A 16,334-nucleotide genomic window follows, 5' to 3' on the forward strand; every position below is an offset into this window, starting at 1 on the left:
GGAGGAGCGTGGTAACCGGCAGTTGGCGTGCCATGTGGATGCAGCAGTTGCCGTCGCAACCAGGCCTGCCGCGGCCTCGTTGCGACGACGCGCCGAAGGCCGGCGCCGTGTGGCACGACGCAGCGGCGTCAGGAAAAGGCGTAGACATCCATCGCCAGCACGCCGTATTCATAACTGGCATGCAGCCGCTGCGCGCTTGCGCCGTCGCCGCCGGCGCCCATGGCCACATACAGCGGCAGAAGGTGTTCCTCGCTTGGGTGGTTGCGCGCTGCATGCGGCGCCTGGCGGCGGTAGTCCAGCAGTGCGGCGCGCTGGTTCTGCGCCAGCATCGACTGCATCCAGTCGCCGAATCCGCTGACCCAGCCCGGCACGGGCGCGGCAATGCCCTGGCCGCGAAATTCATGCAGGTTATGCGTCAGCGAGCCGGAGCCGATCACCAGCACGCCCTCGTCGCGCAATGCGCTTATTGCCGCGCCCAGCGCCAGGTGCGCGGCAGGCGTGCCGCCACGCAGCACCGACAGCTGCGTGACCGGTATGTCGGCCTGCGGATACATCAGTCGCAGCGGCACCCAGGCGCCATGGTCAAGGCCACGGTCAGGGCTGCGGCTGACGGCCTGGCCGCCCTGTTCCAGCAGCATCGCCACCCGCTCGGCGACCTCGGGCGCGCCCGGCGCCGGGTACTCGATGGCGAACAGCGCTGGCGGAAAGCCGCCGAAGTCATGGATGGTTTCGGGCTGCGGCGCCAGGCTGACCGCCGGCCCGCCGCTGGTTTCCCAATGCGCCGATGCCACCACGATGGCTTTCGGACGCGGCAGTGCATTGCCTAGTTCAAGCAGGAAGCGGCGTGCCGGGCTGTCCTCGATGGCCAGCATGGGCGAGCCATGCGAAATGAACAGTGCGGGCAGGTGGGGCATGATGTTCTCCAGTGGGTGATTGCCGGGATGGCGCAGCGGCAGCGGCCGGGCTGGTGCCCTCGCGCCGCGCGCCCGATCGCATCAGCATAATGCTTCGCGCATGGCGAAGAAAGCGCGCCGGCCGGGCCGGTGCGCTGGAGCTTGCTCTGGATTTCAGAACTATGCCTGGAGACCGCCATGACCTGCCATACGGGACGTTGCTGCGCCTCACCGTTACCGGTTAGTGCTTCGCCGCCGCATGTGCAGCGCGCCTTGGCCGGCAAGTCAATGCCTTTGGATTGCGTGCATCCGGCCGGCGCCGGCAACGCCCAGGCCCAAGCCGAAGCGCGTGACGGCCTCTAGCCGGCAGTGAAATACAGCAGGGCGGGAACCAGCAGGGCGCCGATCAGGCCCGCGCGCATCAGCGCATGGGAACGCCTGATCCGGGTGTAGCGGGAATACCTGTCTTTCTGTGAAGCGTTGTACACGATGAATTCGCTATAAAAAATTGATCAAGGTCACAGTGTGCCGGGCTGGCATGGAGGCGGCATTGATGGGGGTCATAATTCCCGAATACAATGCCGCACTGTTGCCGCAAAGGGCGGCGACAGTGCGGCGCATCCGGTCAAGTGCGCAGGCCGCGCTGGCGCCGGCTGCGTCCGGCGACTGCCGCACGCCGACAGGCCTGGCCTTTCCGGCGCGATCCAACCGACCCGACCATCAACGCCTTTTCCGCCGCTTTCACCCATGACCCCACGCCAAACGCTGGCCCTCTTCTGTCTTTGCCTCGCCGCCGCAGGCGCACCGGCACAGGACGCGCCGCTGATCAAGCTCAGTCCGGCGCAGTCCGGCGCCGCCGGCATTGCCTATGGCCGCATCGAGGAAGCCGGCGCGAACGGCGAGGCGATGCGGCTGGCCGGCAGCGTGGTGTTCCCGGTGCAGGCGATGGAGGTGGTCAGCGCGCCTGCCGCCGGCGTGGTGCAGGAGGTGGCGGCGGCGCCGATGCAGGCGGTGGCGGCCGGCGCCGTGCTGGCCCGGCTGTTCAGCCCGCAGTTCCTGGAATGGCAGCGTGACTATGTGCAGCTGGCGACCCAGGAGCGTCTGGCCGCCGACAAGCTGGCGCGCGACGAGGCGCTGCACCGCGAAGGCATCATTGCGCTGAGCCGGCTGCAGGATGCCCGCAATGCCCAGGTGCAGGCGCGGGTGGCGGCGCAGGAAAGGGCGCAGCTGCTGCGCCTGGCCGGCATGAACGAGGCCGGACTGCGCGCGCTGGCATCGAAGCAGGCGCTGTCGGCAACCATGCCGGTGGCGGCCCGGCAGGCCGGCATCGTGCTGGAATTGCTGGCGATGCCGGGCCAGCAGGTCGAGGCCGGCGCGCCGCTGGCCAGGCTGGCCCGGGCCGGCGAGCTGGCGCTGGAACTGCAGGCCACCCGCGCCCAGGCCGACCGCATCCAGCCGGGCGACAAGGTGGAGGTCGATGGCTGCCCGCGCGCCGGCAAGGTCAGCGCAATAAGCCCGCAGGTCAATGCCGCCAGCCAGGCGGTGCTGGTGCGCGCGCAACTGCCGCAGGCAGGGCAATGCCTGCGGCCCAACCAGTACATCGATGCCGTGGTCAGCACCCGTGGCGAGCGCGGCGGCCTGTCCGTGCCGAGCGCGGCGCTGCTGCGCATGGATGCCGGCGACTACCTGATGCTGCGCGAAGCCGACGGCGTGCGGCCGGTGCGGGTCACGGTGCTTTCGCGCGGCGCCGAGCGCAGCGTGGTGCGGGCCGGCCTCAAGCCCGGCAGCGAGGTGGCGGTGCAGGGCATGGTCGCCCTGAAGGGCATGTGGATGGGGCTGGGCGCCCAGGGCGAGGGCAAGTGATGCTGGACCGCCTGCTTGCCCTGGCATTGTCGCAGCGCCTGCTGGTGATGGTGCTGACCGTGATGCTGGTCGGCGCCGGCGCGATGGCGCTGCGGGTGCTGCCGATCGATGCCTACCCGGATGTCTCCTCGACCCAGGTCAAGGTGATCATGAAGGCGCCCGGCATGACGCCGGAGGAAGTCGAAACCCGCATCACCGCGCCGATCGAGCAGGAACTGCTGGGCATACCGGGCCAGCGGCTGCTGCGCTCGCAGTCGAAGTACGCCATCGCCGACATCACGCTCGACTTCGAGGACAGCGCCGACATCTACTGGGCGCGCCAGCAGGTGGCCGAACGGCTGGGCAATGCGATGCGCGACCTTCCGCCCGGGGCCGCCGGCGGCCTGGCGCCGATCACCACGCCGCTGGGCGAGATGTTCATGTTCACCATCGAAGGCGACCTGTCGCTGGAGCAGAAGCGCACCCTGCTCGACTGGGTGGTGCGGCCGCAGCTGCGCGCCATTCCCGGCGTGGCCGACATGAATGCGCTGGGCGGCATGGTCAAGAGCTTCGAGGTAGTGCCCGATATCGCCGCGCTGGCCGCGCGCGGCCTGTCGCTGGCGCAGCTGCAGGCCACGCTGGAATCGAACAACCGCAACGACGGCGCCGGCCGCCTGTCGGAACACGAGGAAGCGCTGGTGGTGCGGGCCGACGGCAGCATCCGCACGCCCGACGACGTGAAGGCGCTGGCCATCGCCGAGCGCGGCGGCGTGCCGGTGCGGGTGGCCGACGTGGCCACCGTCCGCGTGGGCAGCCTGACCCGCTACGGCGTCGTCACCATCGACGGCAAGCGGGAAGCGGTGGAAGGGCTGGTGCTGGGCCTGCGCGGCGCCAATGCGCGCGAGGTGGTGGCCCAGGTGCGCGCCAAGGTTGCCGAGATCGAGAAGAACCTGCCGGCCGGCGCCACCATCCGCCCCTTCTATGACCGCGGCGCGCTGGTCGACCGGGCAGTCAACACGGTGGCCAAGGCGCTGGCCGAGGCGGTGGTGCTGGTGATGGTGCTGCTGTTCCTGTTCCTGGGCAATCTGCGCGCGGCCCTGGTGGTGGCGGCCATCCTGCCGCTGTCGGCGCTGGCGACCTTCGTGCTGATGCATTACTTCAAGCTGTCGGCCAACCTGATGTCACTGGGCGGTCTTGCGATTGCGATCGGCATGCTGGTCGATGCCGCGGTGGTGGTGGTGGAAAACATCGAGGCCCACATGGCCGAGCCGACAAAAGGCGCGCCGCGCGAGCGGCTGCACCTGGTCTACCGCGCTGCCCGCGAGGTGGCGGCGCCGGTGGCGGCCGGCATGCTGGTGATCATGATGGTGTTCCTGCCGCTGATGACGCTGCAGGGCCTGGAAGGCAAGCTGTTTTCGCCGGTGGCGCTGACCATCGTGTTCGCGCTGTCGGCCTCGCTGCTGCTGTCCCTGACCGTGATCCCGGTGCTGAGCTCGTTCTTCCTGCGCAACGGCAGCCATGTCCAGCCGCGGCTGGTGCGCTGGCTGGAACAGGGCTATGCGCCGATGCTGGCATGGGCGCTGCGCAGCGAGCGCCTGGTCTATGGCCTGGCGCTGGCCGGCCTGGCGGGCGCGGCGCTCCTGTTCGGCCTGCTCGGCAAGTCCTTCATGCCGACGCTGGACGAGGGCGACATCATCATGCAGGTGGAGAAGGCGCCGTCGATCAACCTGGCGGCGACGGCCGACATCGACCTGGCGGTGCAGCGCCAGGTGCTGGCCAAGGTGCCCGAGGTCAGCAGCATCGTCGCCCGCGCCGGCGCCGACGAACTGGGCCTGGACCCGATGGGCCTGAACGAGACCGACACCTTCCTGGTGCTCAAGCCGCGCGACCAGTGGCGCAGTCCCGACAAGGAAGTGCTGCAGCAGCGGCTGCGGGAAGCCGTTTCCGGTTTTGCCGGCATCAATTTCAGCTTCACCCAGCCGATCGAAATGCGCACCTCGGAAATGCTGTCGGGCGTGCGCGGCGACCTGGCGGTGAAGATCTATGGCGCCGACCTGGCGCAGCTGGGCCGGCTGGCGGCGCAGGTGGTGACGCTGCTCGAAGCCATACCCGGCAGCCAGGACGTGCTCACGGTCAGCAACACCGGCCTGCAGTACCTGCAGGTGGAGATCGACCGCATGGCGGCCGGCCGCTTCGGCCTGACGGTGGACCAGGTGCAGAACGACCTGCGGGCGCTGGTGGAAGGGCGCCAGGCCGGCATCGTGGTCGAGGAAGGGCGGCGGCTGCCGCTGATGGTGCGCGGCGAGCAGGCGCTGCGCATGTCGCCCGAGCTGTTCCAGAACCTGCGGCTGCCGCTGGCCGACGGCCAGGCGGTGCCGCTGTCCTACCTGGCGCGCCTGAAGACGGTGGATGGCCCGGTGCGGGTCGAGCGCGAGAACGGCGCGCGCATGGTGGTGGTGCGGGCCAATGTGCACGGCCGCGACCTGGTCGGCTTCGTGGCCGAGGCGCAGGCGGCGGTGGCGCGCCAGGTCAAGCTTCCGACCGGATACCGGGTTGCGTGGGGCGGCCAGTTCGAGAACCAGCAGCGCGCGGCCAGCCGGCTGATGGTGGTGGTGCCGGTGGCGCTGGCGCTGATCTTCCTGCTGCTGTTTACCACCTTCGGCTCGCTGCGCCAGGCCGCGCTGGTGTTCGTCAACATCCCGTTTGCGCTGATCGGCGGCGTGCTGGCGCTGGCCGTCACCGGCGAATACCTGTCGGTGCCGGCCTCGGTCGGCTTCATTGCGCTGATGGGCATCGCGGTGCTCAACGGCCTGGTGATGATCAGCTATTTCAACCAGCTCGCCGCGCGCGGCATGGACACGCTGGCGGTGATCACCGAGGGCGCCCGGCGCCGGCTGAGGCCGGTGATGATGACGGCCAGCATCACCGGCTTCGGCCTGATCCCGCTGCTGCTGGCCACCGGCCCCGGCTCGGAGATCCAGCGGCCGCTGGCCATCGTGGTGATCGGCGGGCTGCTCAGCTCCACCCTGCTGACGCTGGTGCTGCTGCCGCTGCTGTTCAAGCGCTTCGGACGCGGGAGGACGGCATGACGGCGCCGCGCGATTGCCTGCTCACGCTGGTGGTCCCGGCCAGCATCGAGGATGCGCTGCTGGAGCACCTGGGCGCGCATCCGGAATGGGCCGACAGCCTGATGGTGGCCCACCAGGACGGCATGGGCCAGGGCGCGAACCTGGCCACCGCCATGGAAAAGGTGCGCGGCCGGGCCCGCCTGGCGCTGGTCACGATGCCGATGCAGGCGCAGCAGGTCGATGCCCTGCTTGCCAGCGTGCGGCGTCAGTTTCCGACGCCCGCGCTGTCCTGGTGGACCGTGCCGCTCACTGCTTATGGAAGGTCAGGATGAAATCGGTTTTGCTCTGCATGGCGCTCTCTGCCGCCGTGCCGGCGCTGGCCGCCGGGGTTGCCGGCGCCGCCTATCCGCCGCTGTTGCCGCCGCCGCAGCTGGTCACCCGGCTGCTGGAACGCCAGCCGCAGGTGACGGCCGCGCAGGCCGGCATCGAAGTGGAACAGGCCAACAGCCGCCGGCTTGCGGCAGGGCCGTATGAATGGTCGGTCAAGGCCAGCGCCCAGCGGCGCAATGAAGCCAGCGGGCCGCGGTATCACGAGAACGAGGTCGCGCTGGAGCGGCCGCTGCGCTGGATGGGCAAGGCCGACAAGGATGCCGAGCTGGGCCGGCAGGGCGTGTCGATCTCCGAGGCGCGGCTGGCCGACGCCTGGCATGAGGCCGCGCGCACCCTGCTGCGGCGCTGGTTCGAATGGGTGCGCGAGGCGCAGGCGGCGCGGCGCCTGCAGCAGCATGCGGCGCTGCTGGGCCAGCAGGCCGACATCGTGCGCAGGCGGGTGGCGGCCGGTGACGCGCCGCGCATGGAAATGATGCTGGCCGATACCGAGCGCAACCGCGCCGAGGCCGCCTTCCTGCAGGCGGCGCAGCGGCGCGACCTGCTGGCCGCCAGCCTCGCGGTGAGCTATCCGGGGCTGGCGCCGGCGCTGCCGGACGGCCTGCCTGAGCCGGCGCTGCCGGCCGGCGACGCCGCGCTGTGGCGGCGCACGATCCTGGAAGACAACCATGAAATCGAGCTGGCCGATGCCGAGGCCGCGCTTGGCAGGGCGAGCGCCGAGCGGGCTGCGCTGGAGCGCACGCCCGACCCGACGCTGGGGCTGCGCTATGCGCAGGAGCGCGACCGCCAGGAGCGGCTGTTCTCGGTTACGGTGTCGATCCCGATACCGGGCCAGGCACGCCGCGAACAGGTGGTGGCCAGCCAGGGCCGCGCCAACGTCGCGCTGGAGAATGCGCGCGCGGTGCGGCTGAAGGTGGAAGCCGACGCGCTGGCCGCCGCACTGCGGGCCGACGGCACGCAGACGCTGTGGCGCCAGCTTGCCGACATCGGCCGCCAGTCCGGCAGCAATGCCGCGCTGGTGGCGCGCGCCTATGAACTGGGCGAGTCGCCGCTGTCGGACACGCTGCTGGCAAGGCGGCAGGCGCTGGACGCGCTGTCGGCCGCCGAGCAGGCGCAGATCGATGCCCTGGAAGCGCAGGCCAGGCTGCTGCTGGACATGCATGCGATCTGGAGCCTGCACGCCGACTGAAGCGGGCCGGCGCGCAGGCGGGACCGCCGCCTGCTGCTATTGGCCGCGGCCGACTTCCTGCATCATGCGCGCCATCAGGTACAGCCGCGGCACGATGGTGTCGGCGTCGATGTATTCATCGCGCGCATGGTAGCCGGCGCCGGCCAGGCCGAAGCTTTCCAGCACCACCGCCTTGCCGGACTGGGAAGCGAAGCCGGCATCGGTGGCGCCGCCGGTCATGTCGACCAGGGTCAGCTTGCGGTCCATCTCGGCATAGACCTCCTGCGCCTTCTTCGCGACCTCGCGCGCGGTGGCGCTGGCGACGAAGGGCGGGCGGCCGCGCTCGATGCTGACCGTGGTCCGGGTGTCCGGCACCAGCCGGTTCTGCACCTTGTCCTTCAATGCCGCTTCCAGCTTCTCGAAGCCGTCCGGCACCGTCAGGCGCATGTCGCCGGTGGCCACCGCCGATTCGGGGATCTGGTTGCGCACCTTGCCCGACTGCGACACGGTCCAGTTGAGCTGGGTGCCGGCCACGGACTTGGCCACGTCGCGGGTCTGCACCAGCTGGTGCGACAGCTCGATCAGGGCATTGCGCCCCGCTTCGGGCGCCGCGCCCGCATGCGAGGAGCGGCCCTGCACCTGCAGCGTGACGGTGCCGGTGCCTGAAGCGCCGAGCAGGATGCCTTCCTTGCCCGCCTGGGTCGGCTCGGCCGACAGCACGTAGTCATGCTCCGCGCCCAGCGCGGCAATCATGTCGCCCGAGCCGACCGATCCGATCTCCTCGTCTGCATTGAACAGCACGGTCACCTTGCCGTAATCGCGCCAGCCGGCGTCCTTCAGCAGTTGCAGCGCATGCAGGATGACGGCGACGCCGCCCTTGTCGTCGGCAATGCCGGGGCCATAGATGCGGCGGCCTTCCACCTTGTACGGCTGGGTTGCCAGCGTGCCGGCCGGGTATACCGTGTCCATGTGCGCCATCAGCATCAGGCGCTTGCTGCCGGTGCCGCTGAAAGTGCCGATGACGATGCTGCCCGGCCCGGTGCTGCCGCGCCGCCGCTCGGTGGCCGCGCCCAGCGCCTTGAGCCTGGCCTCGGCATAGTCGGCCATCTTCTCCAGCCCGGCCGCGTCGCTGCTGCCGGATTCGATCATGACCATGTCCTTCAGGCTCTCGATCACTGCCGGCTCGGCCTGGCGGGCGGCCTGCAGCAGCGGCTGGCTTGCTTCGGCGGCATGGACGCTGGCGTGGACGGCGGCCGAGAGGGCCAGGGCCAGCAGGGCGGGAAGGGTTTTGATGCGCACGGCGTCTCCTGATTATTTGGGGAGCCGTCATTCTAGCCAATGGCGTCCGATTCGCTGACCGTCGACGCTGCCGCACCTGGAATCGCCAGGCAAAAAAAACCCGCTCACAGGGAGCGGGTAAATCCATCCTTTGGGAGGGTGGAGGAGACAGGGAGAACTATACCGGCGGCCCGGCAAGGGCGGAAATTTCCATTGCCAATACTCAATATCACTGTGGTGAATAACAGTTGCCTGGCTGCGATGCCAACGGACGGCAACCTGGGACGACGATCCACGCTAAGATGCCGCTTTTTGTCCGCCACTCGATGAAGCCCGGGCCCATTCCTCCCCGCATTGCCAGCCTGCGTCTTGCTGCCTGCCTGTCGTCCTGCATTGCGGCGCCGGCCTGGTGCGGCGATAACGACCTGGCCATCAAGTTCACGCCGTCCTGGTATCAGTCCGCCGATGGCAATCACGCCTGGGACCTGAACCTGCGCGCCAACCGGGGGCCGCATTCCCTGTGGGCGGGCCAGTACCTGGCCCGGGAAGGCCAGCGCCAGCTGCGTTCCGGCTATGAATACACCCAGTACTTCCAGGCCGGGCATGTGGTGTGGTCGGCACAGGCGGCAAGCGGCGGCTTCGTCGGCGGCTCGGCCACGCTGCAGGTAGGCGACCCGTTCTACCTGATCGCCGGACTGGGCCGCACCAACCTGCGCAATTACTACAACCTCAATTTCGACCCGAACGATGCAGTCACGCTGGGCGCGGGCACGGGCGTGATTCCCCATGTCGACCTGGCGCTTTACCAGGTCCGTGACGACCGGCTGGGCACCGGGCAGCGCATCACCCATCTGTATGCCCATCTGAACCTGACCGACAGCGACCGGCTCTCGCTGGACGGCACCTACAAGCGCGGCCTGGCGGATGATGGCATGCTGGTGCGTGGACATGGGCTGACCATTACCTATACCCACCGGCATACCTTCGTCCGGATTGCCCATGATCCCTATGCAAACTTCGGCAGCGTCAGCCAGAATCGCTTTTCCATCGGGCTGACCTATTAGGCGCCTGCGCGCCGTATCGCTTCACGACGCAATTTCAGCGGAAGGAAACCAGCAAAATGGACCGATGGCTCATCTATGCATTCATCTCGATGGCCTTTGCAGGCTTCACGTCCGTGATCGCCAAGCTCGGCCTGTCGGGCATCTCGGGCGATCTGGGCCTGGCCGTGCGCACCTGCTTCGTCTTTGTGTTCGTGCTGCTGTTTGCCGGCGCTGTCGTGCCCGCCGCCGAACTGCAGTCGCTCAATGCGAAAAACCTGTTCTGGCTGGCGGTGTCGGCGGTGACCACCGCCGGTTCCTGGGTTTTCTATTACAAGGCGATCAAGCTGGGCGACGTCTCGACCGTTGCCCTGATCGACAAGGGCAGCGTCGTGATCGCCCTTCTGCTGTCTTTCTGGGTGCTGCATGAAACCGTTACCCTGGCCAAGCTGATGGGAGCGGGGCTGATCGTGGCGGGCTTGGTGGTGATTGCGCGCGGGTGAGAAAGACGGTTGGGTGCATAAGGCTGCGCAGAACCGTTGGTGGCAGGTGGCGCAGCCTGGGCAGGCTGCTGTTTTTATCTTTATCTACCATATATGGGTGTCAAACAGCGTTAAGCGTCTATATTTGGCTATAAGGACCAATATTTTTCGGCCGCAGGGCAGGATCGCTATACTCGCTCATATTTGTATCCTTATAAATGTCATACAACCATATTTGGTGTGTTATTCATGGTCGCTCCCCTTCCCTTGCCTGTTGAACGTGCGTTGCGCCGAATAGGCCGGGGCATTTCCCTTGCGCGCCGGCGTCGACACATGTCGCAAGACATGCTGGCTGAGCGCATCGGCGCCTCCGTGAACACGGTGCGGCGGATGGAGGAAGGCAGTCCCGGAACTGCGCTGCAGCACTTTGCCCGGGCTTTGCAAGTGTTTGGGAGCTCGACAAGCTGGAACTCCTCCTGGACAGTTCGCACGACACAGTGGGCCTTACCTTGATGGAGGAAAATCTTCCACAGCGCGTGCGCAGGCCGCGACGTACTCCGGAAGGAGGGGCGTTCTAGCCGCTCGTCGACAGGTAATGAATTCGACCAAAACAAACAAACCCAAGTCAGACTTGGGTATCAAGGTTGAGCTCGACGTCTGCGTCGGGAAAGCCAGGCTGGGCGTGGGGAGAGTGATTTTCCGGAAGGATGGGGCTCGACAGTTTTCCCAGTTCGCTTACCGTGAAGCGTGGTTGCGAGATGCGCAGTTTTTCGACATTTCCCCCGATTTGGCGCCGGATCTGGCCTATCAGATCCGCAAGCCGCCAAGCAGGGACGACTCGCTCTTTTTCCTTTCCCTGGCGGACACCGAACCGGACGCCTGGGGCCGGCGTGTCATCGCCCGCGCGCATGCGAAAGAGCGCAAGAAGAATCCGGCACTTACCGCACTGACGGAGTTGGATTATCTGTGTGCAGTAGACGACTTCAGCCGTATCGGTGCGCTTCGAATTCGGAACGCCAGTGGTGGATGCCTGTGCAGTGCCGACGAAGGCCGGCGAACCACACCGCCAATGCTGGAACTGGAAAAGATGCTGGCCGCTTCGCGCGCCGTCGAACTCGGCCAGGAAACGGCGGAGGACTTGACGTACTTGCAAGGAAAAGGAACATCACTGGGCGGCATGCGGCCAAAGTGCACCATCCTTGACGAGGACGGCACGCTCGCCTTGGGAAAATTCCCGAGCGTGAAGGACGAGCGCAACGTCACGCGCGGGGAAGTGCTGGCTTTGCGCCTGGCGCGCCTGGCCGGCATCGACGCCGCCGACGCGCGCATCGTCATGGTCCAGGGCACTGCGGTGGCAATTGTCCGTCGTTTCGACCGTACGACCACGGACGGCCGCATCCCGTACATGTCTGGGGCAACGCTTCTGCAAGCAAGCCGGAACGCGGACCACGCTTACACCGAGTTGGTCGATGAGATGCGCTCCAAATGCCTGAATTTCGCAGCGGACGCCAGGCAACTTTGGCGCCGGCTGGTGTTTAACCACCTCATCACCAATGTCGATGACCATCTTCAAAACATTGGTTTTTTGTATGCCGACAAAAACCTGTGGTGTCTGTCTCCCGCCTTCGACTTGAACCCATCTCCGGACAAGGACCGCGAATCCACAACGTGGCTCAGCGAGGATACGGGGCCGATAAGCTCTATCGAACAGCTTATGGGGCAGGCCGCGCGGTTCGAACTGAAGCCAAACGAAGCAAAACAGGTTTTGGCGGAGGTAGTGAAAGCGGTAAGCCAGTGGAAATCCGTGGCGGTGACGCCGGAAGTGGGCTTGCGGTCGGCCGAGCTGGACGACTTCGAGCCTGCGTTCGAGCATTTCGGCCTGGAAGAGGCCAAGGCTCTGGCTAAATGAACTGGAGAGTGCGACGCAGCGAATACGGATGTCCTTGATGAGTCCGGGCCATCTGCTTATGAACACCTCTTATAAAACAAAAGCCGGCATGCGCCGGCTTTTGCTGTTCTAAACCAGCTGCCCCGCAAGGCGCGGCCGGTTGCTGCTTCAGAGCGGATTGACTGCTGCTCAGCCGCCGAAGTAGGTGTCGTTCACATCGCCATAGTGGCGGTTGAACGCGGCCTTGATGGCTTCGGCGCGCACTTCCTGGCGGCTGCGGCTGCTGGCGGCGTAGACCGTGTCCTGGCCGTCATGCTGGCGCTGGACGATCGCGCCTTCCGAGGCGGCCTGGGCCAGGTCCTGGCGCACTTCGGCACGGGTCAGGCGGGACTGGAAGCCGGCGTCCGGGGCGACGAATTCGGTCTGCTGGGCAAAGGCCGAACCGGCGGCGGCGAAGACGGCAACTGCGGCGATGAGGTTCTTGACGTTCATGGTGTTCTCCAAATAAAGGTTAGGGAAGCGGGCACGGCGGTCAAGGCATTCAAGAGTCAAGTCTGCCCGTCGGGTCCTGCTTCGGTGAACCGCACCTGCTGGTGCGTTCATCGATGGACACAGTGTACTCACCCTTGCGCCCGCAATAAACAGCGCTACAAACAATTCAGAATTCCATATTCACGAACAATCAAGGATATCAACACCAGTACATTGCATTTTTATGCGTATTTATGCAAATATGAGGTATGGAAAACCTGTCCTCTTTCGTACCCGCCTCCCTAGGCCATGGCGGCTCGACCTATCTGCTGGCGGATCTGCCGGCCCTGTTCGGCGTGCGCCATGCCGATTTGCCGGTGGTGCTGCGCATCCTGCTGGAAAACCTGGTCCGCAATACCGACGGCGCCGAGCGGGAAGAGGCGGTGCAGGCAATGTTCGCCTGGCTGGACACCGGCAGCAGCGAGGCGGAGATTGCCTTCCAGCCGGCGCGCCTGCTGATGCATGACACCACCAGCACGCCGGCCCTGGTCGATATCGCCGCGATGCGCGACGCGCTGGCCGAAGCCGGCGGCGACCCGGCCCAACTCCATCCCGGCCTGCCGGTGGATATCTCGGTCGACCATTCGCTGGCGGTGGAATTCTTTGCGCAGCGCGATGCGGCCGGGCGCAACCTGCAGCTGGAAATGCGCCGCAACGGCGAGCGCTACCGCTTCCTGAAGTGGGCATCGACGGTGATGCAGGACGTGCGCATCCATCCGCCCGGCACCGGCATCATGCATACGATCAACCTGGAGCAGCTCGCCACTGTGGTCACGGTGCAGCAGCGCGACGGCCAGCCATGGCTGGTGCCCGACACCCTGATCGGCACCGACAGCCATACGCCGATGATCAATGGCATCGGCGTGCTGGGCTGGGGCGTCGGCGGCCTGGAGGCGCAGACGGTGATGTTCGGCATGCCGACCATGCTGCGCATTCCCGACGTGATCGGCGTGCGCCTGGGCGGCCGGCTGCGGGCCGGCGTGCTTGCCACCGATCTCGCATTGACGCTGACGGAGCGGCTGCGCGCCATCGGCGTGTCCGGCGAATTCGTCGAATTCTTCGGCCCCGGCGTGGCCACGCTGGATGCCGGCGCGCGCAGCGTGGTGGCCAACATGACGCCCGAATACGGCGCCAGCACGGCCTACTTCCCGATCGACGGCCATACCCTGGACTACCTGCGCGCCACCGGCCGCGACGCCGGCGGCGTGGCGCTGGTCGAGGCCTATGCGCGCCGCAACGGCCTCTGGTTCGATCCGGCTGCCGCGCCGCGCTACACCCGCGTGCTGGACGTCGACCTCGATGCGGTCGGCATGCATGTGGCGGGCCCGCGCCGGCCGCAGGACCTGCTGGACTACGCCGACACCGGCCGTGCGCTGGCCGCCAGCGGCCCGGCGCCGGTAGGCGGCAACGGCCTGCCGGCCTATCCGGTGGCGATCGCGGCCATCACCAGCTGCACCAACACTTCCGACCCTGGCCTCCTGATTGCCGCCGGCCTCTTGGCACGGCGTGCCCGCGCGTTCGGCCTGCGCACGCCGGCCTGGGTCAAGACCTCGCTCGGCCCCGGCTCGCCGGCCGCCGCCGCCTACCTGGAACGGGCCGGCGTGCTGGACGACCTAGCTGCAGCGGGCTTTGACATCGTCGGTTATGGCTGCACCACGTGCATCGGCAATTCCGGTGCGCTGACCGGGCCGGTGCAGCAGGCGCTGTCGCAGCGCCAGGCCAGGCCGGTGGCGGTGTTGTCGGGAAACCGCAATTTTCCGGGCCGCATCCATCCCGATCTCGAACTCGGCTTCCTGATGTCGCCGCCGCTGGTGATCGCGTTCGCGCTGGCCGGCCGGGCCGACATCGACCTGAGCCGCGAACCGCTGCAGGTCGCGCCGGACGGCAGGGCGGTTTACCTGCGCGACCTGTGGCCGAAGCAGGAGGAGATCGACGTCCATGTCCGGCGCGGCGTGGCGCCGCAGGACTTCCGGCGCGCCTTCGCGCTGGCCAGCCAAAACCCGGCCTGGCACCAGCTGGAAGCGCCGCGGGCGCCGCAGTTCGCCTGGGATGCCGCCTCCACCGCGCTGCGCCGCCCGCCCTTCGCGGCCGCCAGCGAGGACAGCCAGCTTGGCCATTACCTGGCTTATCCGCTGCTGGTGCTGGGCGACGACGTGACGACCGACCATATTTCGCCGGCCAGCGCGATCCCGAAGGACAGTTTCGTCGCCGACTTCCTGGTTGCGCGCGGCGACGACCGCAATGACCTCAACGTGTTCGCCTCTCGCCGCGGCAACTGGGAAGTGATGCTGCGCGCCGCGTTCTACAGCAGGAGCCTGCGCAACCTGCTGTGCCCGGAAGCACCTGTCGGCCATACCCTGCATGTGCCCAGCGGCACGGTCGCGCCCATCTTCGAGGTCGCGCAGCGTTACCGCGATGCCGGCGACGCGGTGGTGCTGGTGGCCGGCGAGCGCTACGGCACCGGTTCGTCGCGAGACTGGGCAGCCAAGGGCCAGAGGCTGCTCGGCGTGCGCGCGGTGCTGGCGCTGAGCTTCGAGCGCATCCACCGCGCCAACCTGATCGGCATGGGCATCCTGCCGCTGCGGCTGCCGGCCGGCATGCATCCGGATGCGCTGCGGCTGCGGCCGGGCGACCGGCTGGAAATCGATGCGCAGGCCGCGACGCTGCAGCCGCGCTGCAGGGTGCCGGTACGCCTGCACCGCGCCGATGGCGAGGTGCAGGCGTTCGAGGCGCAGGCGGCGATCGAGACCCGGCTGGAATGCACGCTGCTGGAGAACGGCGGCGTGATTCCCATCATCCTGCGCCAGGCAATGGCCGCCGCGCCGATCCGAAAGCCTGCCGTCCCATGAGCGCCGAAGCCGCCATCTCCCGCCAGATCGTCGAACTGGCCCGGCAGCAGGACTGGGCGGCGGGCACGCACCTGCCGGCACAGATGCTGGCCGACCGGCTGCGGGTGTCGCGCCAGCCGGTCAATGCCGCGCTGGCGGCGCTGGCGCAGCAGGGCGTACTGACGCGCCAGCCCAACCGCGGCTACTTCCTGGCCCGGCCGCTGACCGAGGAGGCGCTGGCCGAGATCGTCGGCAAGCTCGGCCTGGATGAGGCCGACATCGTCACCAGCAGCTATTTCCGGATTGCCGACGACCTGCTCAGGGGCGCATTGCCGCAGGCATTCTCCGAGCAGATGATGCGCAAGCGCTACGGCCTGACCGCCGCCCAGCTCAATGCGGTGCTGGGCCGCATCGCCAGCGAAGGCTGGGCCGAGCGCAAGCCCGGCTACGGCTGGACGTTCTCATCGATGCTGACCACGCCCGACAGCCTGCTGCAGTCCTACCGGCTGCGGCTGGCGCTGGAACCGGCCGCGCTGCTGGAGCCGGGCTATCGCCTCGACGCCGCCGTGCTCGCCCAATGCCGCGCCACCGAGCGCCAGCTGCTCGACGGCGGCATCATGACCGCCAGCGCCGACGCGCTGCACGACCGCGGCGTGCGCTTCCATGAAAGCCTGGTGGAAGCCTCCGGCAATGCCTTCTTCATCGACGCCATCCGGCGCGTCAACCGCGTGCGCCGGCTGCTGTCCTACCGTTCCATGCGCCAGCGCGAACGCTATCCCGAGCATTGCCGGCAGCACCTGCACCTGCTGGACCTGCTGGAACAGCGGCGCAATGCCGAGGCAGCGGCCTTCCTGCGCGAACACCTGGACCATACGATGCAGTCGCTGTCGCGCATCGAGAACATCCTGCAACCCTGAACCCACCAACAA

The 16,334-nt window shown here is 67.6% G+C and carries 14 protein-coding genes; 10 read left to right on the forward strand and 4 right to left on the reverse strand.

The genetic code is table 11. The features are described from left to right. Positions 1-128 precede the first annotated feature (128 nt). Together IGW04_RS05120 and IGW04_RS26025 are read right to left on the reverse strand one after the other, a co-directional pair. Entirely contained in the window at positions 129-914 is a 786-nt protein-coding gene (locus tag IGW04_RS05120) for a DODA-type extradiol aromatic ring-opening family dioxygenase (RefSeq protein WP_194711955.1), read from the reverse strand. A 338-nt stretch (positions 915-1,252) separates the two neighbouring features. Continuing rightward, positions 1,253-1,381 carry a hypothetical protein gene (locus tag IGW04_RS26025; RefSeq protein ID WP_267253676.1) on the reverse strand — a complete coding sequence of 43 codons (129 nt, stop codon included), beginning with the start codon at positions 1,379-1,381 and terminating at the stop codon, positions 1,253-1,255. 259 nt (positions 1,382-1,640) lie between these two features. Here IGW04_RS26025 and IGW04_RS05125 point away from each other — a divergent pair, with 259 nt between their 5' ends. Genes IGW04_RS05125 through IGW04_RS05140 form a run of 4 tightly spaced genes read left to right on the forward strand, consistent with a single transcriptional unit; the run spans position 1,641 to position 7,379 of the window. Beyond that, the gene (locus IGW04_RS05125; RefSeq protein ID WP_194711956.1) at positions 1,641-2,756 is read left to right on the forward strand and encodes an efflux RND transporter periplasmic adaptor subunit; all 1,116 of its coding nucleotides are present in this window, start codon (positions 1,641-1,643) and stop codon (positions 2,754-2,756) included. Continuing rightward, positions 2,756-5,824: an efflux RND transporter permease subunit gene (locus tag IGW04_RS05130; RefSeq protein WP_194712041.1), complete on the forward strand. Its 3,069-nt coding sequence runs from the start codon at positions 2,756-2,758 to the stop codon at positions 5,822-5,824. Before IGW04_RS05125 ends, IGW04_RS05130 begins: the two co-directional genes overlap by 1 nt. Further along, positions 5,821-6,135, forward strand: a complete 315-nt coding sequence (locus IGW04_RS05135) for a DUF3240 family protein (protein WP_194711957.1) — start codon at positions 5,821-5,823, stop codon at positions 6,133-6,135. The genes IGW04_RS05130 and IGW04_RS05135 overlap by 4 nt, the downstream gene beginning before the upstream one ends. After that, positions 6,132-7,379 (forward strand): TolC family protein, encoded by a 1,248-nt coding sequence (locus tag IGW04_RS05140; protein WP_194711958.1) that lies wholly within the window; start codon positions 6,132-6,134, stop codon positions 7,377-7,379. The genes IGW04_RS05135 and IGW04_RS05140 overlap by 4 nt, the downstream gene beginning before the upstream one ends. A 36-nt stretch (positions 7,380-7,415) precedes the next feature. Here IGW04_RS05140 and IGW04_RS05145 read toward each other — a convergent pair whose 3' ends face one another. Further along, on the reverse strand, positions 7,416-8,657 hold the full coding sequence (locus IGW04_RS05145) for a M20/M25/M40 family metallo-hydrolase (protein ID WP_194711959.1): 1,242 nt from the start codon (positions 8,655-8,657) through the stop codon (positions 7,416-7,418). 281 nt (positions 8,658-8,938) lie between these two features. On the opposite strand from IGW04_RS05145, the gene IGW04_RS05150 reads away from it, so the two are divergent. The 4 genes from IGW04_RS05150 to IGW04_RS05165 all read left to right on the forward strand — a co-directional run bounded on the left by IGW04_RS05150 (position 8,939) and on the right by IGW04_RS05165 (position 12,067). Continuing rightward, complete coding sequence (locus IGW04_RS05150; protein ID WP_194711960.1) at positions 8,939-9,700, forward strand: hypothetical protein; 762 nt, start codon at positions 8,939-8,941, stop codon at positions 9,698-9,700. 56 nt (positions 9,701-9,756) lie between these two features. Next, positions 9,757-10,179, forward strand: a complete 423-nt coding sequence (locus tag IGW04_RS05155; RefSeq protein WP_194711961.1) for an EamA family transporter — start codon at positions 9,757-9,759, stop codon at positions 10,177-10,179. A gap of 324 nt (positions 10,180-10,503) precedes the next feature. Continuing rightward, positions 10,504-10,671, forward strand: coding sequence for a hypothetical protein (locus IGW04_RS26100; protein WP_323744814.1), 168 nt, complete (start codon positions 10,504-10,506; stop codon positions 10,669-10,671). 82 nt (positions 10,672-10,753) lie between these two features. Beyond that, entirely contained in the window at positions 10,754-12,067 is a 1,314-nt protein-coding gene (locus IGW04_RS05165) for a type II toxin-antitoxin system HipA family toxin (protein WP_194711962.1), read from the forward strand. A 168-nt stretch (positions 12,068-12,235) separates the two neighbouring features. Here IGW04_RS05165 and IGW04_RS05170 read toward each other — a convergent pair whose 3' ends face one another. Beyond that, the gene (locus tag IGW04_RS05170) at positions 12,236-12,538 is read right to left on the reverse strand and encodes a DUF4148 domain-containing protein (protein WP_194711963.1); all 303 of its coding nucleotides are present in this window, start codon (positions 12,536-12,538) and stop codon (positions 12,236-12,238) included. 248 nt (positions 12,539-12,786) lie between these two features. Between IGW04_RS05170 and acnA the strand changes: the two genes are divergently transcribed. Both acnA and IGW04_RS05180 read left to right on the forward strand, forming a co-directional pair. Further along, positions 12,787-15,426: an aconitate hydratase AcnA gene (acnA, locus tag IGW04_RS05175; RefSeq protein ID WP_194711964.1), complete on the forward strand. Its 2,640-nt coding sequence runs from the start codon at positions 12,787-12,789 to the stop codon at positions 15,424-15,426. After that, positions 15,423-16,322, forward strand: coding sequence for a GntR family transcriptional regulator (locus tag IGW04_RS05180; RefSeq protein WP_194711965.1), 900 nt, complete (start codon positions 15,423-15,425; stop codon positions 16,320-16,322). Before acnA ends, IGW04_RS05180 begins: the two co-directional genes overlap by 4 nt. The last annotated feature ends 12 nt before the right edge of the window (positions 16,323-16,334 follow it).

It is taken from the genome of Noviherbaspirillum soli (genome assembly GCF_015352955.1).
Classification (GTDB): domain Bacteria; phylum Pseudomonadota; class Gammaproteobacteria; order Burkholderiales; family Burkholderiaceae_D; genus Noviherbaspirillum_A; species Noviherbaspirillum_A soli.

Bases quoted from the DNA above. Each gene is read 5' to 3' on its own strand.
- IGW04_RS05165 (WP_194711962.1), top strand. From the start codon at position 10,754: ATGAATTCGACCAAAACAAACAAACCCAAGTCAGACTTGGGTATCAAG.
- IGW04_RS05140 (WP_194711958.1), top strand. From the start codon at position 6,132: ATGAAATCGGTTTTGCTCTGCATGGCGCTCTCTGCCGCCGTGCCGGCG.
- IGW04_RS05130 (WP_194712041.1), top strand. From the start codon at position 2,756: ATGCTGGACCGCCTGCTTGCCCTGGCATTGTCGCAGCGCCTGCTGGTG.
- IGW04_RS05150 (WP_194711960.1), top strand. From the start codon at position 8,939: ATGCCGCTTTTTGTCCGCCACTCGATGAAGCCCGGGCCCATTCCTCCC.
- IGW04_RS05135 (WP_194711957.1), top strand. From the start codon at position 5,821: ATGACGGCGCCGCGCGATTGCCTGCTCACGCTGGTGGTCCCGGCCAGC.
- acnA (WP_194711964.1), top strand. From the start codon at position 12,787: ATGGAAAACCTGTCCTCTTTCGTACCCGCCTCCCTAGGCCATGGCGGC.
- IGW04_RS05125 (WP_194711956.1), top strand. From the start codon at position 1,641: ATGACCCCACGCCAAACGCTGGCCCTCTTCTGTCTTTGCCTCGCCGCC.
- IGW04_RS05170 (WP_194711963.1), bottom strand. From the start codon at position 12,538: ATGAACGTCAAGAACCTCATCGCCGCAGTTGCCGTCTTCGCCGCCGCC.
- IGW04_RS05120 (WP_194711955.1), bottom strand. From the start codon at position 914: ATGCCCCACCTGCCCGCACTGTTCATTTCGCATGGCTCGCCCATGCTG.
- IGW04_RS05155 (WP_194711961.1), top strand. From the start codon at position 9,757: ATGGACCGATGGCTCATCTATGCATTCATCTCGATGGCCTTTGCAGGC.
- IGW04_RS26100 (WP_323744814.1), top strand. From the start codon at position 10,504: ATGCTGGCTGAGCGCATCGGCGCCTCCGTGAACACGGTGCGGCGGATG.
- IGW04_RS05180 (WP_194711965.1), top strand. From the start codon at position 15,423: ATGAGCGCCGAAGCCGCCATCTCCCGCCAGATCGTCGAACTGGCCCGG.